19 protein-coding genes and 2 pseudogenes are annotated in these 18,777 nt (G+C 60.4%); 11 read left to right on the plus strand and 10 right to left on the minus strand.

Annotation, left to right across the window (positions count from 1 at the left end):
• The first annotated feature begins 95 nt into the window (after window positions 1–95).
• The 5 genes and pseudogenes from B9A95_RS36980 to B9A95_RS35235 all read left to right on the plus strand — a co-directional run.
• Complete coding sequence (locus B9A95_RS36980; protein WP_170928538.1) at window positions 96–953, plus strand: NADP-dependent oxidoreductase; 858 nt, start codon at window positions 96–98, stop codon at window positions 951–953.
• Between the two features lie 12 nt (window positions 954–965).
• On the plus strand, window positions 966–1,361 hold the full coding sequence (locus B9A95_RS09020) for a tautomerase family protein (protein ID WP_084046646.1): 396 nt from the start codon (window positions 966–968) through the stop codon (window positions 1,359–1,361).
• Window positions 1,362–1,693: 332 nt separating this feature from the next.
• Complete coding sequence (locus B9A95_RS09025; protein WP_139806663.1) at window positions 1,694–1,933, plus strand: cupin domain-containing protein; 240 nt, start codon at window positions 1,694–1,696, stop codon at window positions 1,931–1,933.
• Window positions 1,934–2,147: 214 nt separating this feature from the next.
• The gene (locus tag B9A95_RS09030; RefSeq protein ID WP_084046650.1) at window positions 2,148–2,921 is read left to right on the plus strand and encodes a YdcF family protein; all 774 of its coding nucleotides are present in this window, start codon (window positions 2,148–2,150) and stop codon (window positions 2,919–2,921) included.
• Window positions 2,922–3,140: 219 nt separating this feature from the next.
• Window positions 3,141–3,318 (plus strand): annotated as a pseudogene (locus B9A95_RS35235) (IS5/IS1182 family transposase); the annotation flags it as partial.
• Between the two features lie 49 nt (window positions 3,319–3,367).
• On the opposite strand, the gene B9A95_RS09035 reads toward B9A95_RS35235, so the two are convergent.
• Window positions 3,368–3,688, minus strand: a complete 321-nt coding sequence (locus tag B9A95_RS09035; protein ID WP_084046651.1) for a winged helix-turn-helix transcriptional regulator — start codon at window positions 3,686–3,688, stop codon at window positions 3,368–3,370.
• Between the two features lie 181 nt (window positions 3,689–3,869).
• Here B9A95_RS09035 and B9A95_RS09040 point away from each other — a divergent pair, with 181 nt between their 5' ends.
• The gene (locus B9A95_RS09040) at window positions 3,870–4,784 is read left to right on the plus strand and encodes an SDR family oxidoreductase (RefSeq protein ID WP_084046653.1); all 915 of its coding nucleotides are present in this window, start codon (window positions 3,870–3,872) and stop codon (window positions 4,782–4,784) included.
• 144 nt (window positions 4,785–4,928) lie between these two features.
• On the opposite strand, the gene B9A95_RS09045 is transcribed toward B9A95_RS09040, so the two are convergent.
• The gene (locus tag B9A95_RS09045) at window positions 4,929–5,450 is read right to left on the minus strand and encodes a winged helix-turn-helix transcriptional regulator (RefSeq protein ID WP_139806619.1); all 522 of its coding nucleotides are present in this window, start codon (window positions 5,448–5,450) and stop codon (window positions 4,929–4,931) included.
• 224 nt (window positions 5,451–5,674) lie between these two features.
• Here B9A95_RS09045 and B9A95_RS36985 point away from each other — a divergent pair.
• Window positions 5,675–5,962 (plus strand): annotated as a pseudogene (locus B9A95_RS36985) (alcohol dehydrogenase catalytic domain-containing protein); the annotation flags it as partial.
• Between the two features lie 100 nt (window positions 5,963–6,062).
• Entirely contained in the window at window positions 6,063–6,896 is an 834-nt protein-coding gene (locus B9A95_RS09050; RefSeq protein WP_084046655.1) for an IS5 family transposase, read from the plus strand.
• A gap of 189 nt (window positions 6,897–7,085) precedes the next feature.
• Here the strand turns inward: B9A95_RS09050 and B9A95_RS09055 are convergent, their stop codons facing one another.
• The gene (locus B9A95_RS09055) at window positions 7,086–8,915 is read right to left on the minus strand and encodes a right-handed parallel beta-helix repeat-containing protein (RefSeq protein WP_139806620.1); all 1,830 of its coding nucleotides are present in this window, start codon (window positions 8,913–8,915) and stop codon (window positions 7,086–7,088) included.
• 75 nt (window positions 8,916–8,990) lie between these two features.
• The gene (locus tag B9A95_RS09060; protein ID WP_084046657.1) at window positions 8,991–9,425 is read right to left on the minus strand and encodes a response regulator transcription factor; all 435 of its coding nucleotides are present in this window, start codon (window positions 9,423–9,425) and stop codon (window positions 8,991–8,993) included.
• A gap of 588 nt (window positions 9,426–10,013) precedes the next feature.
• Between B9A95_RS09060 and B9A95_RS09065 the strand changes: the two genes are divergently transcribed.
• Both B9A95_RS09065 and B9A95_RS09070 read left to right on the plus strand, forming a co-directional pair.
• Entirely contained in the window at window positions 10,014–10,313 is a 300-nt protein-coding gene (locus B9A95_RS09065) for a transposase (protein WP_084044986.1), read from the plus strand.
• 6 nt (window positions 10,314–10,319) lie between these two features.
• Window positions 10,320–11,162, plus strand: a complete 843-nt coding sequence (locus B9A95_RS09070) for an IS3 family transposase (protein WP_084044985.1) — start codon at window positions 10,320–10,322, stop codon at window positions 11,160–11,162.
• Between the two features lie 146 nt (window positions 11,163–11,308).
• On the opposite strand, the gene B9A95_RS09075 is transcribed toward B9A95_RS09070, so the two are convergent.
• Window positions 11,309–11,755, minus strand: coding sequence for a globin family protein (locus B9A95_RS09075; protein WP_084046658.1), 447 nt, complete (start codon window positions 11,753–11,755; stop codon window positions 11,309–11,311).
• Between the two features lie 906 nt (window positions 11,756–12,661).
• Here B9A95_RS09075 and B9A95_RS09080 point away from each other — a divergent pair.
• Window positions 12,662–12,883: a hypothetical protein gene (locus B9A95_RS09080; RefSeq protein WP_139806621.1), complete on the plus strand. Its 222-nt coding sequence runs from the start codon at window positions 12,662–12,664 to the stop codon at window positions 12,881–12,883.
• Between the two features lie 841 nt (window positions 12,884–13,724).
• Here B9A95_RS09080 and rhaS read toward each other — a convergent pair.
• From rhaS to B9A95_RS09105, 5 genes are all read right to left on the minus strand, one after another.
• On the minus strand, window positions 13,725–14,720 hold the full coding sequence (gene rhaS, locus B9A95_RS09085) for a rhamnose ABC transporter substrate-binding protein (protein ID WP_084046661.1): 996 nt from the start codon (window positions 14,718–14,720) through the stop codon (window positions 13,725–13,727).
• A 79-nt stretch (window positions 14,721–14,799) separates the two neighbouring features.
• Window positions 14,800–15,807 (minus strand): ABC transporter permease, encoded by a 1,008-nt coding sequence (locus B9A95_RS09090; protein ID WP_084046662.1) that lies wholly within the window; start codon window positions 15,805–15,807, stop codon window positions 14,800–14,802.
• Complete coding sequence (locus B9A95_RS09095; RefSeq protein WP_084046664.1) at window positions 15,804–16,829, minus strand: ABC transporter permease; 1,026 nt, start codon at window positions 16,827–16,829, stop codon at window positions 15,804–15,806. The genes B9A95_RS09090 and B9A95_RS09095 overlap by 4 nt, the downstream gene beginning before the upstream one ends.
• Window positions 16,829–18,352, minus strand: coding sequence for a sugar ABC transporter ATP-binding protein (locus B9A95_RS09100; protein WP_084046666.1), 1,524 nt, complete (start codon window positions 18,350–18,352; stop codon window positions 16,829–16,831). The genes B9A95_RS09095 and B9A95_RS09100 overlap by 1 nt, the downstream gene beginning before the upstream one ends.
• Window positions 18,345–18,638 (minus strand): L-rhamnose mutarotase, encoded by a 294-nt coding sequence (locus B9A95_RS09105; protein WP_245808219.1) that lies wholly within the window; start codon window positions 18,636–18,638, stop codon window positions 18,345–18,347. The genes B9A95_RS09100 and B9A95_RS09105 overlap by 8 nt, the downstream gene beginning before the upstream one ends.
• Window positions 18,639–18,777: the final 139 nt, after the last annotated feature.

Here is an 18,777-nt window from a genome sequence, read left to right on the forward strand (position 1 = left end):
GCATGACAGCCCTTGTCTACGACCAATTTGGTGGGCCTGACGTTCTTGCTCTCCGGAACGTTCCACTCCCTGAGATCGGCCCAAATGAGGTGCTCATGCGCCTCGACGCCGCTGGTCTTGGGCCTTGGGATACGGAGCTCCGTGAGGGCCGCTGGGCAACTGGCAAAGAACGGTTTCCCCTCATCCCGGGTACCGATGGTGCGGGGTGCGTCGCTGCTGTTGGCGCCAGTGTCCAGCGTTTTAGCCCCGGTGACCGCGTCTTTGCTTACCGCTTCGCCAATCCGTCGGGAGGTTTTCACGCCCCGTTCGTCGCCGTTGACGAGGCGTACGTGGCGTTTGTGCCCGATCAACTTGATTCCGTCACGGCTGGCGCCCTGCCCACCGTGGGACTCACAGCCCTTCAAGGCATTGAGACCCATCTCGGGGTTCGCGAAGGTGACGACGTCCTTATCCTTGGCGCTACGGGAGGAGTAGGGATCCTGGCCGTTCAGTTCGCGTGTCAAGCGGGTGCTCGCGTCCTGGCCACCGCCTCAGGTGCGGATGGTGCGGCGCTCGTGGAACGCCTCGGGGCCCACGCTTCCTTTGATCCTCGGCGTGACGATCCCAGGGAGGCCGCACGCGCTTTCGCCCCCGAAGGTCTCACGGCAGTACTCGCGAACGCTGGTGGCCCAGCTCTTGCACAGATTGCGCAAATCCTTGGGCCCGACGCGCGTGTCGCCGTTCCCAGTGGTGTTCGTGACCTTCCAGCGTTCGCACCTGGACAACTGAAGGAGTACAGCGCCACAGCTTCGCCCGAAACTTTTGAGCGTTTGACTACCGCTTGGAAACGCCTGCAGATCATCTTGCCACTGGCCCATGTGTACGAACTCTCACAGGCCCATGCAGCCTTTTCTGCCCTTGAGCGTGGGGGCGTACGTGGCAAACTCGCCTTCCGCTTCCCTCATCCTCATTAATTGGAGAATTTTATGCCTCACGTCCGTATCTCTCTTCGTCGCCAAAACGGGCCCGAACACTCCCGCCGCGTATCCCACGCCATCCACCGCGCCCTCACCGAAACGTTTGGCGTACCGCACGACGACTTGATGCAGATTCTGACCGAGCATGACGACCACACCTTTATCTATGACCCTGCATACCTGGGCACACCCCGTACCCACCAACTTGTGCTAATTCAGGTGGTGTGTAACCCAGGGCGCACGACGGATGTGAAACGTGCGTTTTACCAACGGGTTACGGCACTGCTTCAAGAGGAAGCGAACATCGTACCCGACGATGTTGTCATCCAGGTCCTTGAGGTGCCTCGCGAAAACTGGAGCTTGAGCGGTGGACGAGTTCAGGGGGAGATCGACGCTGTTTCCTAGAGAAGTGTTGGACCACGTCCTGAGTCCAGCCTCTGGTAGTGGTAGCCCTGCTGTGTACGACAGCATGAGAAAAATTGCAGGGACACCATGCTCAAGGAGTATTGGGGCCACGTCAAATTCCTCTCAGGCAGGTGTCAAAGATAGGAAACAGCCTATGATGTGGTTGCGCTCGTCCACGTTCCCATTGCCAGGCTTCTGATACAGCACTGGCTAAAAAGCAGAGGAGATCCAACGTGATTAGTCGAGAAACGGCAGAGCACTATGTCTGGGGAGGTAACTGCGACGGATGGCTACTTGTGCAGGCTGCAGAGCTGAGCGTCATCCATGAGAGGATGCCGCCCGATCGGCAGGAGGTGCGGCATTATCATCAGCAGTCCCGGCAATTTTTCTTCGTATTACAGGGAAGTCTAACCCTCGAAGTTGAGGGAGCCACACACGAATTAAGACGTCACGAGGGATATGAAGTTGCCCCTCTTCAGGCCCATCAAGCCCTCAATCGGTCGGACGCATTTGTAGAGTTTCTGGTGATATCACAACCAAGAACACAAGGTGACCGTATCTTAGCTCCATGACATATGAAACCTTTGAAATGCAAGGCACCTCACTGCCGAACGCTCGCCGTAGGAAAAACGCTGTCGCAGCCCAGCTGTCTGCAAAATGTTAAGGCCCGTAAGGCGTCAAGTGCCGGTGGATGCAACCGCTGTTGATCAGGAAACCCCTCTGTGGGTGGTCTACAGGTCCCCGAACTTGCGACCCACCTAACGGGCGATCCCCCTGGAGAAAACAATGTCCCTACCCTTACTGACTGACGCGACTCTGGCGGACATGAACTGTATTGCGGCCTGGTTGGCTGTCGATGATTTCTCTGTATCTCAATCTGACGCTCAGGCAATCGTGTTGATGGGCAACGGAGTAATTCAAACGCTGGAAAGCGCATTTATTCTAACCCAAACCCGTAAAATTCCGCTGTGGTTAAGTGGAGGGATCGGGCACTCCACAGCTTGGCTGGCACGAGCAATTTCCAGCAGTAAGCGTTATAACCGTATCGCAACTGCCGGACGGGCAGAAGCAGATGTGATTCGCGATATGGCAGTGCAAGTTTGGCATCTTCCAGAACAGCACATATACGTTGAAAATGCTTCAAGCAACACGGGAGAGAACGCGCTGTTTACAGACAAGTTGATGGCTCAGCAGGGGTTTGTTCCAGAACAGGTCATCCTGATGCAGGATCCACTCTTGCAGCGCCGTACGTCAGCGACGTTTCAGCACGTATGGCGTGAAAGGCGGCGGCAACCGATCGTGGTGAATTACCCCGGATATCAGCCGCACTTTGGCATAGATGGGCGCTTCGTGGAGGAAGTACAACCCTGGCCCTTTGAGCGCTTTTTCTCTTTGCTGATGGGTGAAGTTCCCCGACTGCGCGATGATGGGCAGGGTTATGGGCCGAAAGGCCAAGGGTTCATCACACATGTTGACATCCCTGATGACGTGGAGCAGGCGTGGAAGCGTCTCCTGAATTGCAGTGGTGCGGCCGGACAAGAGCGGGCCATCTGTAAATAACAGCTGCTTTTCGGACGGTCCTCCAAACTTTGGCAGGACCGTCCGACGGCGTGGAGGTCGGGCTACATCGGCGGTTTCAGGAGTGGCGCGAACAACATGGGGTGTGGCGTCAACTGCACTACGTCCTGCTCAACCACGCCGCACAGCGGGAACACCTCGGCTGGATACGCGCAGGCCCCAATTCCCAAGGTGCACGACAACCAGGGATTTGGGACGCCCCTCAGTGCTGTTGCCGCACTACGAAACGGCTGTCCCGGCCGACCTCGGCGCCGTACTGACAAAGCTGCGCGCGGAGAAGGGGTACGGCGCGGCTCGGTGTCGCCTGGCCCTGCGTGCGCGCGGCATCATTGCGCGTCGAGGCATCGAGACCAGTCAGCGCCTGGGACGTTGGAGGTGGTGCACCTGTCAGGCTTCACCACACCGCATGGTCACACCTTCTGCCAATATCAGGTCCAGTGCTGCCCCCAGAAACGCATCGCGTCAATCACAACGTCCAGAGCCTGCCCCTTCTCCGTTAGGGTGTATTCCACTTTGGGCGGGACACTCGCGTAGACCGTGCGTGTGACTACGCCGTGCTCCTCAAGTTCACGCAACTTGTCCGTCAGAGTCTTGGGGCTCACGCCCGTGAGCACCGAGCGCAATTGCCCGTAGCGTTTCGTACCCCTCAGGAGTTCACTTACGATAAGGGTAGTCCAGCGTCCTCCCACGATATCGACCGTCCTCTCTACCGGACATCCGGACTGCTCCACTCGTTCGCTGTACTTCATTTTTTGATACTAGCGCAAAAAAATCATACTTCTTCAATTATTGATGTATACTTGCTAACTTAGTCTTCCAAAGGAAGCGGGGTCTATCAAATATGTCCCGCTGCACGGCGAACGCTTTGTCCACGGCGCCTCAAGGCGGCGTATAACCTGCCGTACTCCTTGGAAAGGAATCTGATCTGGTATGACTATCTCCAACGTGCTTGTTCTCGGCGCTACTGGCGCTCAAGGCGAACCCGTCGCCCGTTACCTCCTCGCTTCCGGCCGTGCTGTGCGAGTCCTTGCCCGAACGCCCGAAAAAGCACGCGCGCTCGCCAAGCTCGGCGCACAAGTGGTTCGTGGCGATCTAGACGACCCTGCTTCGCTCGACGATGCACTCAGAGGCGTCGACGGCCTGTTCTTCATCGTGCCCTTCGCCGCCGCGCCGCATGATGCTCTACGATACGGTTCACACGTCATAGATGCTGCAAAGCGCGCAAACGTAAAGCTCGTTGTGTGGAATCCCACTGGTGATGTCCCAGAGCATGACACTGGCAACCCTGCGATTGACGTCCGACGTCTGCTCCTTGCTCGACTCCAGGAGCGTGGTCTGCCGTACATCGCTCTACAACCCACAGGCTACTTTGAGAACTTCCTTGGCCCATGGACCCGCAGCGAGGTGGTAGAGCGTAATACTTTTGCGTATCCGTTCCCAACGGGTGTCTTCACACAACTGATGGCGATTGACGACGTCGCCGTATTTGCGACCTCTGCCTTCAACCACCCGGAGATCGCACCCGCGGCCCTTAAGCTGGCCGGGCCTGAGCATCTTAATATCGAGGGCATTGCCGAACGCTTTTCACGCGCCCTGCAGCGCTCCATTCATTGGCGATCCATGTCACCCCGGGAGTTTGGTGACAGGGTCGAAGCGGTTTTCCCTGGTGCAGGTGACGCCACCGCGCAGGCTTATGAAGGCGCATTTACCCAACCGGAGCGCTTCTCAACGGATATAGACGTGAACGCTGCCCTCGCTGTCCTCCCAGTCCAGTTAACGTCTCTTGAATCCTGGGTACGGACACATGCCAACCTGTTTGAGCCTCTTTCCGTCAGCACTCCATAACAGGATGGCTGTTCCGGAGGAGGGACAACCGCGCAAGCTCAAATACCACAGCCTCTCGCTTCCAAAGCAGACCGTCACCGGGCTGTTCAGGCCGCCAACTGGGGCACCGCCGCATAATCTCTTCCCCACGAACTCCTTACCTTCCTACTCAGGTATAGATTTTGAGCGTAAGGTTCTGGTACAAAACGCCTGATGAATTGACGCACAGTGGTGCAAGGCGCAAGAGATGAAGTCAGAGGTGTAGTCGTACGAAGCTTCCCGTCCGGCATGCCACTCGGGGAAGCGCAGGTGCCCGCTCAACCCGGCTTCGTGATTGTCCTCTGCTGCGCTCTTGCGCTCTGAGCACTTCTCCGTGCAGGCTGCCCCAATCGCGCATGGCGGTAACAATACCGCGAAGGCTCTCCCCAATGGGGTCAAGCGGTACTCCACGTAAGCTGAAACTTGATTAAGCACACTGCGGGTAATGAGTCCATCTTCTTCCAGCTCACGCAGTTGAAGCGTCAGCATACGGGGAGCAACTTGACCGATCAGGCGTTTCAGTTGGCCAAAACGTTGTGGCTCCTTCCACAAGTAAAACAAGACGATGCATTTCCACCGGCCCTCCAAAACCGACAGACTGACTCCAACTTCACACAATCCTTCGATATCCAAAGCATGCTTCTTCATGGGAGTATCAAAGGTGTTACTACGTAATATCCTTGACCGTATTTGTAAATCTCACTTGAAGAAAGCACACTGGCCGATGTGGATACCCACGAACGAGGATGACAGGAGATCACATGAAGGCTATGGTTATTCGGGAGTTCGGGGATCCCAATGTATTTGAGCTGGCTGAAGTGCAAATTCCTTCTGTGACTCGAAGGCATGTACTTCTCTGAGTTTATGCGAGCAGCGTGAACCCTGTAGACACGAAGCTGCGTCAACACGGACCGCCCTCGACACCTCCCCTCCCTGCAGTCTTACATGGCGACGTCGCTGGGGTTATCACCGAATTTGGTGAGGGAGTGACGAGGTTCCAGGTAGGCGATGAGGTGTATGGATGTGCAGGAGGAATACGGGGTACGGGTGGCGCCCTCGCTGAATACATGGTCGCGGACGCTGACCTCCTCGCCATGAAACCCGAAAGTCTTACCTTCGCTGAGGCAGCGGCCCTCCCGTTGGTCAGTATCACCGCCTAGGACGAACTGATTGATCGTGCTCGTGTGCAGGCTGGGCAGAATGTATTAGAGGGCGTCTTGGAAATGGATTAGTTCTCATGGTGTCTCATTACCTTGAGGCATGCCCTTTGGAACCTACGACTCCGACGTAACGAATGCCGAATGGGAACTCCTTGAAGAGGTCTGGCCCTCTCGTCCAAAGCGAGGCGCACCTCCCACATGGCACCCTCGGCTTATCCTGAATGCAATCTTATACGTTCTACGAGGAGGGGTTGCCTGGAGAGCCCTTCCGCATGACTTCCCGCCTTGGGAAACCGTGTATTACCACTTTCGTACGATGCGCCTGACAGGCATCTGGGAACGGATCAATGATCAACTCAGACGCATATGCCGCGAACATATTGGACGAACCGCTGAGGTGCATGCTGCAATCATTGACAGCCAGAGCAGCAAAACCACGGAAAACGGCGGTGTCAGAGGACTCGACGGCAATAAAAAGATCAAGGGTCGGAAACGCCATATCCTGGTGGATACGCTTGGACTCCTGTTGAAAGTCGTCGTCCACCCTGCCGATCTTGCAGATCGGCAGGGTGGACGTTTATTGGTAGAGGCGGTGAAAGGTCAATTCCCTGGTTTGAAGAAGATCTGGGCAGATCAGGGATACACTGGTGAGTTTAAGCGTTGGGCCAGTCAGGAGCTACAAGTAGATTTTGAAGTCGTGTGTCCCTGGTGGCGGCAGTTGAAGCGCTATGCTCCCGACAACCTCGAGGCACAGGGGATTGACCCGAAGGCCTTCCATGTTCTTCCGAGACGTTGGGTTGTCGAACGATCATTTGCATGGATGGGCCGGAACCGCCGTTTATCAAAAGACTTTGAGGTATTACCCGAAACGACAGAAACCTGGTGCTATCTCGCCATGAGTCGCTTGGTTCTCCGTCGTCTCGCACAGCGGTGATGTCCACTTCCGCCACTTCAATGAATTCCAAAACGCCCTCTAGTGGTCGAATGGAGAGGTACTTCGGGAGTTGAATAGAAGGGGTCCTTTTGGCTTCGCGTTGTGATTACACTCTCTATGGTTCGGAGGGAAACTTATCCCCCAACTTACTTCCCCATTCGACCACTAGACCGCTGTTCTTTCTCAGACTTATTCCCGCGCACCCATGCTGGCAGTTGTGGGACGCACCAACCGCGTCATCGTCTGGGGGTCGATCTGCCAAGTAGGAGTCAGTTCCGGCATGAGCGTAACCGGCGTGCCTTCTGACGTGAGCAGAGCCGGGTTTATCGGTCGCCCATTCTGGACATCGACAGGCGAGGTGGCCGCTGTGACGAGGGCGGTCACCCCCGTGATGTGCGGTGCGTTGTTGGCTCCTGCGTAGGTGTAGGCCGGATCAACGAGCGCGCTCGCCAGGCCTGGAAAGACGTACGGCGCGCCCCAGTAGGGATCAGTGTTCCAGCCCGCCGAGACGAAGTTGTGCCCGAGTGCAAGCCGGTCGGCGCGGTAGCGTGCAAACTCCCAGTAGGCGGGATTGTGCACGCCCACACCGCCGAGAACGAAGACGTTGTTCCACACGCGTGTCAGTGCGTAGCCCTCAGGACGCGCGCTGGCATTTACCATCGGCGTGAGGTCGCTGTTGCCGGTCCACGGCCCACCGTCGAGGAGGCGCACAAAATTCGTCGTGCTGCGCTCCACCGGGCTCACGACCGTGTTGTCATAGAAGTAGAGCGTGCCAGGGCGGCGGTCGTCTTGCTGGTTGTCGTAGCTGTAATGGATGAGGTGGGTGGCGGCAGCCGCCCCCGCGTTGCGTATGAAGTTGCCGTAGACGAACGTCGCTTTATACGCGGCCCATGCCTGCGCCACCCGGGCGTCGTCTCCGGGCGTGACGCTATCCGGGCTTTGGGCTTTGAGCGCAGCAAAGCGCCGCGGGATCACGAGTTCGGCGTGGTCTTGCACTTCCACGAGGTCGAGGATGCGCGCTGCAGGCTCGAAGGCGTTGTACCGGATCACGTCGCCGGCGGTGCGCATCTTGAGGTTGCCGCCCAGCGCCCCCGAGCGGTTGGAACCAAAACGGTTGAACTGCACGAGGACGTTCACGCCCTGCACGTAGGCGTTGTGGACGTAGTAGTTGTTCACCACACCGTTGCCATAGAGGTTGTTGCCCTCAATAACGAGGTCGCGGCTCATCTGCGCCTCGGGGACGCGGCTCAGGACGAAAAGACCGTTGCCGCAGCCCGTGAGCGTATTGCCCCGAAGGGTAATGTCTTGCCCCTCCTGCACACGGATGCAGGCCGCCGCCGGGTCGTATCGGCGCAGCGCGCCGTTTGTGGCGGTATAGCTCAGCGTGTCCCGCGCTGCGCCCGCGCCGGCCAATGTGTCTTGCACGCGCAGTCCCTCGATCACGACGTGCTCGGGCCGCTTGCTGTAGTCGGGATTGAACACGCTGATGACGGCGAGGTCTTGAATTCCGCTGGAGAGACTGCCCGCGTTGAGGTCTGTTCGGGTCGTCGCCCCACGGCCACTGATCACCGGGAGTGCGCCTCCCGGCCCTGGTACCCCGCAAACACGCAGGGGCTGTGCGGCGGTGCCGCCCGTGCTGATCGTAAACTTCTCAAAGTAGGGCGTCGCGCGCCAGAAGACCCGGACCGTGTCACCCGGTCCGAGCCGGTTCCAGTCCACCGCACCGAGTGAGGCGACTTGCACGGTGCCCGCCCCAGAGGCTGGTACCGGGTTACCGACCTGAATGTCACGGCCCGTGCCCGTGGCGCGGCAGTCGACTGGTACGGTGAGTTCAGGCGTGGCTGGTCCTGGCAAAGTTTGAGGTGCGGGTACGGGGAAAGTTGGCGCGACCGGGAGCGCGAGGGCGGAGAGAGTCGGCGTCCCGCCGCTCTCCGCTGCGCTCGTCACGGGTGGGGTCCCGCAGGACGCGAGCGAGAGGGCGAGGCAGATGCTGGCAGTCAGTGATACGGTCGGTTTCATGTGGACCTCCGTGCACAGCATGGGAAGCCCAACGAAAGCGGCCTGTGAAAAATTCGTGTCAATGGCCCGTAAGAGTCAGGGGGCCGCCGTCCGCATCCAGAGGGCCGCCTGGGTGCGGTTGCGCGCCCCAAGCTTGCGCAGCACCTGCTTGACGTGGTTCTTGACGGTGTATTCGCTGAGGTCCAGCGCGCGTGCAATGGCCTTATTGCTGTGCCCACATGCCATCAGGCGCAGCACCTCGCTTTCGCGCGGTGTGAGCGTGGTCGGGGATGTTGGGGAAGACGGGGCCGCGCTCGGTGTGCCCTTCAAGGCGGCCAGCAGCGCGTCGGGTGAACTCGCGCCGTCGATCTGCTCGGTGTAGCCAGTGGACTCCAGTCGGGCGTCCTGGCTGGGGACCCGTGCCGGGGGAGTCAGGGCCAGGAAGCGGGTATCTGGTCGCCGGGCGTGCAGCCGTGGCAGCCAGTGCAGGTTGCGCGGTGGTCCCTGAAGATCGAGAAGGAAGACGTCCACGGCGTGACGCTCCAATGCCTCGAGGCAGCTACGCCCATCTGAACAGCACCCGATTAGTTGCACGTCGGGCCATTTTGAGAGCAGGCTCAGGAGCCCAGCGCGGATGGTCGGGTGATTGGCGCACAGCAGAACATGGACAGGCACGAACACCTCAAAAATCAGCGCCTCAAGAAGGAATGGTTAGGACGGGCATAGCTTTCGGCGAAAGACAACCCGAGTAATTACAGGTGTAGGCTGCTCGCCTCCCAGAACTGCACTTCAATGATTTCGACCTTACTGCACGAACTGAACCCCACATTTGCGCTATGAAGCTATGACGTCCGATAATGCCGCTTCCCGCGTAATCTGGCAGGTCACCGAGTAGCAACTCGACTACGCGCGTTTGGTCGCCCTCAACGGAGAAAAGCGTACAGGTCGCGTGGCGTCAGGGCCACTTCCATTCGAGGGACTCGGCAACGTAGTGTTGGCGTGACAGGATGCGAGGGCACTGGCAAGGTATATGACTGGACTGAACCCTTAGGAGCGGACCAAGAGACCAAGCACTTCGTCCCCGTCAGCCCGTAGGCTGACGGCACCGAAGGAGCCCGTATGCCCGGACGTACCCACAGCCGTGAGTTCAAGCTCGACATCGTGAATCAAGTTGACGGGGGTCAAAAGACGACCGCTCAGCTCTGCCGAGAACACGCTCTCTCGCCCAGTCTGATCCACCGCTGGCGGAAGGAGGTCGAGGTGCGTGGGGAAATGGCCTTCACCGACCAGGCCAAGCCCGACCAGTCGTTGGAACAGCGAATCGCCGAGTTGGAACGGTTTTGCGGGCAGTTGTCGTTGGAGAACACAATCCTAAAAAAGTCGTTGGCGACGTACCGCTCGAAACAAGGCACCAAATGATCGAGGATGCGCGGAGCGCGCCCAAAAGAGGTGTCGGTGCGTCGTCTGTGTGAGCTGCACGGGGTTAATCGCTCGTGGTTCTACGAACAGCAGGGCCGGGAGGAGATGGACGCCGATCAGGCGTTGTCCCAGGACATTGAGGCCGTAGTGGTGGAGTTCGACGGATACGGATATCGGCGTGTCACCCGCGAGTTGGCCCGACGAGGCCGCCCAGTGAACCACAAGCGCGTGTTGAGAGTCATGCGGGAACGCCGGTTGCTCTGCCGCCCGAAGCGCCGCTATCGGGCGACAACCGATTCCAACCACAACGAGAAGCGCTTCCCAAATCTGCTACGCGAAGTCGTCCCAGTACGGCCAGATCAGGTCTGGCAAGCCGATCTGACCTACGTGCGAGTCCGCCAAGGCTTTGTGTACCTGGCCTGCGTGCTGGACGGTTTTACCCGTGAGGTGGTGGGCTGGTCCATGTCAAAGTTTCTGGACGCAGATTTACCGCTGGCAGCGCTCAACAACGCGCTTGCAGCGCGTTGTCCTGCCCCCGGTCTGCTGCACCATTCGGACCAGGGCGTGCAATACGCCAGTCGGGTGTACGTGGACCGCTTGCGGTCCGCAGGAATCACGCCAAGTATGTCCAGGACAGGCAATCCCTATGACAACGCCAAAATGGAGAGCTTCTACAAGACCCTGAAGACTGAGGAGGTCGATCTGCAAGAATACGTCGATCTGGACGACGCTCGACGACACATCGAGTTCTTTATTGCGGACCTGTACAACCGTCGCCGACTGCACTCCAGCCTGGGGTACGTTCCACCCGCCGAGTTCGCCGCCCGCTACACTACCGCCCAGATGTGACTTGCCCTGCGGTCCGCTCGATTGGGTTCACTCCAGACTTAGGTTTTCTCCTCGTCTTGGCTGACTTGAAGGAAGCTTTCAGCGCTTAATAGTGGCTGGAGAGGAGAGCGTCACGACGCTGTCATGGCAGGAATCATTGCGCCGCATCAGCGCAAGCCGCCCCGGTACCGGTGGGGAGCGGCGGCGAGGTCAAGTGCCGCGTCCTGCATGACGGTGGCGAGCGTCTCGTAGGCCTCCAACCACGCTTCGCGCGTCTCTGTTGTGAAGGCGTCGCCCAGCACTTCGTTGAGGGTGCCCAGCAGCGCGGTGCCCACCAGGGCGTAGTGGGTGTGCTGCACACCGAAGCTTGCGTGGCGCGCTCCAAGTTCGCGCACGGCGGGTAGCAGGGGCGGCAGGTGATCGAGGCCACGCACCACCAACCGCAGGGCCGACATCAGCTTGCGGCCCTGCTCCGCGAGGTCGCCACGGAAAAGCGCCTTTAGAGCCGGGTCGAGCGCAAATAGGCGCTCGTAGAAGCGGGCAGCCACGAATTCGGCTTGCGTCTCGATGAAAGTGAAGGAGTGCTGCACGAGCTGGATCTGGTCGTCGGTCACGGAAGTCCCCTTTCGGGGCGCGTCACACTCGGCGCGCCCTATGCCGATGACGTTAGGGCCCGGGGCGTCACGGCCTCGTCATGGCTGCCCCTGCTCCTGGTGTTGACCTTCTCTCTGGCCGGAGCCTGTTGAAATACACCCCATCAACATCCGAAACCAAGGTGATGATCCAGTGTCCGGTGCGGCCCACGTAGACGGGCAAGCAATTGCCCGGTGGTCAGGCACGCTGCTGCCCGACAGCCCTTTGATCACTGTCCCCACCTTATGCTCCGTACAGTCACCAATAGGCGTCTGTAGGTAAGTAGCTGTGATCGGCCCGCCCATGCCGAGCGTCAAGAAGTCCCGATCTTCGGGTTGATCCCGGCCATCGCCAGGACTGAGAAGGTGCACCGTCCTGACCTTCCAAGCCCGGACCGCTTGATCCAACATTCGGCGTAGGCACGTCTTGGCCTCTCTTTGCTTCCCAGTGAGCTTCTGGACCGACTGACGGGCACGGTGACCAAGAGGGCGAATAGGGGTGATTGATGGCGATGTATCCTCCAGAAGTAGGAATAGGGGTTGTCCACCCCTCTGAGTACGTCCCGGACGAGCACGAGAAGGCGTCGTGACAGTACTTCCGCCGACCCCCATCTCTCCCTGCCCTTCTACTCCATCGCCTTTGACTCGTTGGAAAATTGTCTCTTTGGAAACCCAGGAGAGCGGGAAGAAGTCACTTTTCGGGAACCAAATCCGCACCCAACCGACGCCCTCACCCACTATCACGGCCAGAGCCTTGACCCGTGACCCGGGGTTAGCTCACTCACGAGGAAAGCCACTTCGTCCGGCCGTGTTCCGGGAAGGGCCACACCAGCAAGGAAAGCCCTGTTGTCACTCCAGGCCCAGAATGCGACTACCTTCAGGAGCGATATGAGCAAAAAGACACCAACGGCAGAGCAGGTCGCGACAGCCATCTTTCAGGCGCAGGGGAGGTTCGACGTTCCAAGGCCCTGTGACGAGGCCTCGTTCCTCGATTTTGTCAACGATGTTGGGGCGGAGGTGGCGCGAAGCAACTTCGAAAAGATCATGGGCATGCTCAGTTGGGGAAAGTCACTTGAGGAAGTCACCAAGAAATTGAAGGAAGGCCAATGACCGCATCTCCTGTTTTCCCTGTATGCGAAAGCCAGCCGAGCAGCCGAGCGGCGGCCTGCCTGGCGCGCAGCCGGCGACCCTCGCTCCCCCCGATGAGCCAATGCCCGGCTTCACTGAAAGGCAATGGTTGGAGGTCAAGCCGGCACCAGCCATCCGTATGGGTGACGTGGAGCCCAACATCCAGGGACTTCACCTGAGGTACCGCTGTGCTGAACGCGCTCACGAGAGAGGGGAGGTCTTCAGCATGGACAAACAGTGCCAGGTTTGCCTCCTCCTTAGACAATGCTGCACTGCCCACTGGGGTTGGCGCAGCCGGTTGGCCTACAGAATGCGCGTACACCCACTCACTGTCCACACAGGGGTGGGGACAGCGTCGAGCACATAGAACAGGTGAGGAAAACAGCACGCTGTAGGGTAGAGGGTGATACCAAAGAGCAACTGCGGCTTACGCTTGAGCAAGCTCCCACCATTGACCATCATGGATCACATCTGAAAGGCATTCACGCCGGGCCAACGCCCTCTATCCCCAGATGTGAATACGCTATGGGGTTGTGAGGGGCCCCGCTGAAGTGGGGTTGAGCAAAACGGCCCCACCCTTCCTCAGGTTGTTCATGAACTCGTCGAGCGGCGCCTTGTGCTCGGTGGACCTCTTATAAGGATTCCGGTTCATCCGTTATGAAACAAGTGGTTGACGCGAGCGGAGCGAACAGGAAAAACAGTGACCAATAGGAGTCGAGTCACCGACACAGATCGGCGGGGGTGTAACGGACGATCCGGAGACGGTAAAAACTAGAAGCCCCCAGAACATATCTGGGGACTTTTAACCTAAACCGTTCAGCGCTTAGAAATTGAACTTGTCAATGTTGCTCTTGTCGAAAACGGTGAGCGGCCCCAGGATGATGACTCCGTCTTTGCCAACTGTACGCTGGCCAAGCTTGCCGGCGCTGAATTTGTCCCCCTCCTTGCCTGTGATCTGCCCACTCACGAGGGCGGCGGCGGCGTAAGAGGCGAGGTAGCCGAGGTCTTCAGGGTTCCAAAGGGCAAAACCCGATACGGTTCCATTCTTCACAAACTCGCGCATCTGGTTCGGGGTACCCAGGCCAGTCAGCGCAACTTTGCCCTTGTAGGGGCTGCTCGACAGGTAACGTGCGGCCGCGCTGATTCCCACGGTGGTCGGGGAGATCACGCCCCTGAGGTTCGGGTAGGCCTGCATCAGGCCCTGCATCTCGGTGAAGGACTTCTGGTCGTCATCGTTGCCGTACGCAATCTTGACGAGCTTCATCTCCTTGTACTGCGGCTTTTTCAGTTCTTCCTGCATCACCTTGATCCAGGCGTTCTGGTTCGTGGCGTTCGGTGTGGCGGAGAGGATGGCAATTTCTCCCTTGTTGCCGATCTGCTTGGCGAGCAGCTTCACCTCATCGCGGGCAATGGTGTCGGCGCTGGCCTGACTGACGAACACGTTGCGTCCGTCTTTCGCCACGTCGCTGTCGTACGTCACGACCTTCACGCCCTGTCCCATCGCGCGCTTGAGGTAGGGCACCAGGGCGTTCTGGTCGCTGGCGGACACCACGATGGCCTTCTGGCGCTGGGCGAGCAGCGTGTTGATGTAGCTCACCTGGCTGCTGGCCCCCGCGTCAGAGGGGCCGACCTGCTTGCCCACCCCCGCGAACTCCTTGATGGCGGCCTGACCACCCTTCCACGCGGTGGCGAAGTAGGGATTGTTCACCTGCTTGGGCAGGAAGGCGACCGTGATGCCCTTGGGGATGCCCGTTTGAGCGGTGGCCACAGCGCCGAGCGAGAGGGTGAGGGCAGCGAGCATCAGTTTGCGGTGTTGCATGGGGTTCCTCCATGGGATGAAAGATGGTGGCGGGAGAAGTAGGACGCGGGTCAGGTGCTGGCACGGAGGGGTCAACCGGTCACGCCGCGCCTCCTTTGGGAGGGATCAACTGACTTCGGCGCTGCCGAGCAGCTTTCACGCGTGCGGCGAGGTTGGGTCCGAGGACCGAGACGATCAGCAGCAGCCCCGTTACGATGGTCAGAATTTCGTTGGGAACGTCCGCGAGCGTCAGGGCGTTCTGGATGATGCCGATCAGGAAGACGGCCGCGATAACGCCGATAACGCTGCCCCGCCCACCGAAGATGCTCACGCCGCCCAGCAGCACCCCGGCAACGACGGCGAGTTCCAGACCGTTGGCGTTGTCCGCACGGGCGCTGGAGAAGCGGAAGGTGTAGATTACGGCCGCGAAGGCGCTCATCAGGCCGGAAAGAATGAACAGCACCAGCTTGGTGCGCTCGACGCGCAGACCGGCAAACCTCGCGGCCACTTCGTTCGCCCCGATGGCGTACAGCGAACGCCCGAAGGGCGTGGCGTGCAGGACCACCGCGGTGATTGCAGCGAGGATCACGAAGGCCACGATGGGGATAGGGATTTGCGTGCCGGGCACCAGGCCAAATCCCAGGTTGGTCCAGAAGGGCGGGAAGTCAGCGACGGCCCGGTCGCCCAGCAGGGCATATGCCAGGCCCCGGTACAGGGCGAGTGTGCCGATCGTGACTGCGAGGGAAGGGAGGCCCAGGCGGGTGACCAACCATCCGTTGAGAAAACCCGCCAGTGACCCGAGCGCGAGGGTCACGAGGATCGCCAGGGGCATAGGAACGTGGGCGGCCCACAACACGCCGAGGAGGGCGCTGCACATGCCCACGATGGACGCCACGGAAAGATCAATCTCGGCGGCGATAACGACCAGCGTCATGGTGAGCGCGATCAGCGCGATCTCCACAAGGTTCGAGGAAAGGTTGGAGAGGTTGGCAGCGGTCAGGAACGCGTCGTGCAGAAACGAACCGATCAGGAGGGCGAGGGCGACCAGGACAATGACGGCGGCTTCCCAGCCAAGCAGGCTGCGGGCAGGCTTGTGAGGAACGCTCACCGGTGACTCCTTTCTTGCATGGCGCGGGCCGCGCGGCGGGCAATGATGATGTCGATGCTAATGGCGAGCAGCAGCAGTGCGCCCTGAATGGCCTGCTGCCAGAAGGCCGGAGCGCGCAGGGCGACCAGGGCACTGCCGATCACGCCCAGCAGCAGGGCGCCGATGCCCGCACCGGCGATGGTGCCAACACCCCCCGTGATGGCCACGCCGCCGACGACGGCTGCCGCAATGACCTGCAATTCCAGGCCGTTCCCGGCGGCGGCGTCCACCGTTCCGAACCGGGCCAGGTACAACACCCCCGCAAGCCCCGCGATGGCGCCGGAGAGGACGAAGCCCGTCAGAACGCGCCGGTTCACATTGATGCCGGCGAGGTTGGCCGCTTCGACGTTGGAGCCGACCGCGTAGTACTCGCGCCCCGAACGGTACGAGCGCAGGTAGATGCCGAACCCGGTCATGACGGCCAGGACGAGGAGCACGAGGTTCGGCACACCGAGAATGCTGCCGCTGGCGAAGCCGCTGAAGGCTGCGGGGAGATTGCTGGCGGTGATTTGCCCACCGTGAACGACGGCATAATCCACTCCGCGAAACACGTACAGCGTGCCCAGCGTGGCGACGAGCGCCGGAACCTTTCCGTAGGCGACGAGCAGACCGTTGATTGCGCCGAGTACGGCGCCCATCCCCAGGCCCGCCAGGAACGCCACCCCGATGGGCATGCCGGGATTGGCGACAAAGAGGGAGCCGGTCAGGAACGCCGTTAGGCCGAGGACGCTGCTCACGCTCAGATCGACGTGCTTCATCAGCAAAACCAAGGTCTGCCCCACCACCACCAGCGCGACGATGGCGACGTTCAGCGCCAGGTCTCGCAGGCTCTGGGCACTCAGGAAACGGGAATTGATCGCGGTGGTCACGGCCACCAGGGCCAGCAGAATCAGGAGCAGGCTGGCTTCCCGCGCCTGAAAGAGCCGTGTCAGGAGGGTCGGTGAGGCGCTGCCCGCCGCTCCAGTCGAGGAGAATTGCGTCATCACGCCGCCCCCCCGATGGCCGCCGCATTCCGCTGCCCCGTCGCGAGGTACATCACGGCCTCCTCGGACGCGTCGCGCCGCGCCAGTTCCCCCACGAGTTCACCCTCGCGCATGACCAGGATTCGGTCGGCCATCCCGAGGACTTCCGGCAGATCCGAGCTGATCATGAGGACCGCGAGCCCTTCGGCGGCGAGTTCAGCGATGGTGCGGTGCACCTCGGCTTTGGCGCCGACATCCACGCCGCGGGTCGGCTCGTCCACAATCAGGACCGTAGGGCCAGTGGCCAGCCATTTGGCCAGCACGACCTTCTGCTGATTGCCGCCCGAAAGGGTGCTTACAGGATCGGTGAGGCGGTGCGCCTTGAGGCGCAGTTTGCTCGTCCAGTCACTGGCCGTCTGGTACTCCGCCGTGCGGTTCATCAGGGGACCCTGACGCAGCCGGTTCAGGACGGCGAGGGTGGCGTTGCGCTCAATGGACATGTCCATCACGAGGCCCTGCTGCCGCCGGTCCTCGGGCACCAGGCCAATGCCGGCGTTCATGGCGGCGAGGGTGTCGCCGCTGCGAATGGCGCGGCCCTGCACGCAGACGGTGCCGCCGTCCAGAGGGTCAATACCGAAGATCGACCGGGCCACTTCGCTGCGTCCCGCTCCGACCAAGCCGGCGAGACCTACGATTTCGCCGCGCCGCACCTGGAAACTTACGTTGCGGAACACCCCGCGGCGGGTGAGGCCCTGGACCGCCAGCGCCACCTCTCCGGGAGTGACGGCCAGCTTGGGGTACAGTTCCTGAACGTCGCGGCCAACCATGCCGTGCACGACGCTGTCGATGGTGTACTCCTCGCTGGGACCGGAATTCACCCAGCGGCCGTCGCGCATGATGGTCAACCGCTGGCATTCCGCGAAGGCTTCTTCCAGTCGGTGGGTAATGAATAACACGGCTGCGCCGCGGGCGCGGAGGGTGCGGACCACGCGGAAGAGCCGTTCGGTTTCCTGCCCGGTGAGCGCAGCGGTCGGCTCATCCATAATCAGCACGCGGGCCTGAAAGGAGAGGGCTTTGGCGATCTCGACGATCTGCTGATCCGCGATGGAAAGGCCGCGAACAGGTCGGGCAGGATCGAGCACCACACCCAGTTCTCGCAGGATCTCTCCAACCCTGGCGAGCATGGCCCGCCGGTCAATCCGGCCGCCGCCTTTCAGCGGTTGCCGGCCCATCAGGACGTTCTCGGCAACCGTGAGGTCCGGGAAGAGCGTCGGTTCCTGGTAAATGATGGCAATTCCCGCGTCGCGGGCTTCGGCGGTGTTGTGGAAGGTGCGGGGTCGTCCGCCGACCAGCAGTTCCCCTCCATCCGCGCGGTGGACACCCGCGAGAATCTTGACGAGGGTGCTTTTCCCCGCGCCGTTCTCGCCCAGGAGCGCGTGCGCTTCACCACCGAAGAGCTCAAGGCTCACGTCGAGAAGCGCTTTCACGGGTCCGAAGCTTTTGCTGGCGTGGCGCAGGGCAAGGATGGGGGTGGGTTCAGTCAAGGTGGAACACCTCCTCCAGCTGGAAGAAGCCCTGGTCTGGGGCTTTACCGTCCAGGGCTTCGAAAAAGGGTGCCATTTCGGCTTGCCAGCGGGCATTCACTTCACGCTGCTGCATGCCGGTCTGCGCCGCTAGAAGGTCTGGCGTTTCGAAGTACCCGACCAGGAGGCCGTCTTCCCCGAGGAAGAGGGAGTAGTTGTGCCAGCCGGTCTCGCGGAGCGCCTGAAGCATGTCCGGCCAGACTTGGGCGTGCCGCGCCTTGTACTCCACGAGATGTTCGGTTTTCACACGCAAGAGGAAGCACACGCGGTGCTGCTGAGGGGGAGTTGAGGGGGGGGTTGAGGGCACAAAAAGCTCCAGGGCGAGGGTTTGGCAACGAACGAGGGGCACGCAACGGTGTGCGGTTGTGTTGTTTTCTTGTGCTCAT

Source organism: Deinococcus hopiensis KR-140, from assembly GCF_900176165.1.
Lineage (GTDB): Bacteria > Deinococcota > Deinococci > Deinococcales > Deinococcaceae > Deinococcus > Deinococcus hopiensis.

Bases quoted from the DNA above. Each gene is read 5' to 3' on its own strand.
- B9A95_RS36980 (WP_170928538.1), top strand. From the start codon at position 96: ATGCGCCTCGACGCCGCTGGTCTTGGGCCTTGGGATACGGAGCTCCGT.
- B9A95_RS09050 (WP_084046655.1), top strand. From the start codon at position 6,063: ATGCCCTTTGGAACCTACGACTCCGACGTAACGAATGCCGAATGGGAA.
- B9A95_RS09030 (WP_084046650.1), top strand. From the start codon at position 2,148: ATGTCCCTACCCTTACTGACTGACGCGACTCTGGCGGACATGAACTGT.
- B9A95_RS09070 (WP_084044985.1), top strand. From the start codon at position 10,320: ATGCGCGGAGCGCGCCCAAAAGAGGTGTCGGTGCGTCGTCTGTGTGAG.
- B9A95_RS09065 (WP_084044986.1), top strand. From the start codon at position 10,014: ATGCCCGGACGTACCCACAGCCGTGAGTTCAAGCTCGACATCGTGAAT.
- rhaS (WP_084046661.1), bottom strand. From the start codon at position 14,720: ATGCAACACCGCAAACTGATGCTCGCTGCCCTCACCCTCTCGCTCGGC.
- B9A95_RS09055 (WP_139806620.1), bottom strand. From the start codon at position 8,915: ATGAAACCGACCGTATCACTGACTGCCAGCATCTGCCTCGCCCTCTCG.
- B9A95_RS09020 (WP_084046646.1), top strand. From the start codon at position 966: ATGCCTCACGTCCGTATCTCTCTTCGTCGCCAAAACGGGCCCGAACAC.
- B9A95_RS09045 (WP_139806619.1), bottom strand. From the start codon at position 5,450: ATGAAGAAGCATGCTTTGGATATCGAAGGATTGTGTGAAGTTGGAGTC.
- B9A95_RS09095 (WP_084046664.1), bottom strand. From the start codon at position 16,829: ATGACGCAATTCTCCTCGACTGGAGCGGCGGGCAGCGCCTCACCGACC.
- B9A95_RS09025 (WP_139806663.1), top strand. From the start codon at position 1,694: ATGCCGCCCGATCGGCAGGAGGTGCGGCATTATCATCAGCAGTCCCGG.
- B9A95_RS09040 (WP_084046653.1), top strand. From the start codon at position 3,870: ATGACTATCTCCAACGTGCTTGTTCTCGGCGCTACTGGCGCTCAAGGC.
- B9A95_RS09080 (WP_139806621.1), top strand. From the start codon at position 12,662: ATGAGCAAAAAGACACCAACGGCAGAGCAGGTCGCGACAGCCATCTTT.
- B9A95_RS09035 (WP_084046651.1), bottom strand. From the start codon at position 3,688: ATGAAGTACAGCGAACGAGTGGAGCAGTCCGGATGTCCGGTAGAGAGG.